Origin of the sequence: Acinetobacter sp. (assembly GCF_036666595.1) — a bacterium.
Lineage (GTDB): Bacteria > Pseudomonadota > Gammaproteobacteria > Pseudomonadales > Moraxellaceae > Acinetobacter.
Map to the genome: position 1 here is coordinate 1 of NZ_JAVWVO010000160.1, position 522 is coordinate 522.

Annotated in this window: 1 pseudogene; it reads right to left on the bottom strand. The window is 36.8% G+C overall.

The features are described from left to right. A pseudogene (locus tag RR876_RS17370) lies at nucleotides 1-522 on the bottom strand (coproporphyrinogen III oxidase); the annotation flags it as partial.

Consider the following 522-nt stretch of genomic DNA (forward strand, 5'->3'; position numbering starts at 1 on the left):
GGTAATCACAATACGATCCTTTTCAATCTGTAATAAACCATCATGCTGCATTTCAACCAATCGTTGAATCACATCAATACGCTCAGGAAAATCCATACTTGGTTCTTTCCAAGATGTTTCAAAAGTACACATCAAATTTAAAATATGCTGACGAATTTTTAAATCTTCAGTATCTAAAACATGCCCTTTAAATACAGGAAGTTCATTATTCTCAAGGCGAGCATAATAATCATCTAAAACCTTTTCATTTTGCGCAAAGCTATACCAGCTATCACTAATCGAAGACACACCGAGCCCAATCATCACTTGGGTTTTAGACGAGGTATAGCCCATAAAATTACGATGTAAAGTACCCGCTTTAAAGGACTGATACATCCCATCACGGTCTAAAGCAAAATGATCCATGCCAATTTCATGATAACCATGCGCTAAAAGTTTGTTTTTACCTTCTTCATATAAGGCACGCTTCACATCATCCTTTGGAACATCGTGATCTTTAAAACCACGTTGACCATTGCCCTT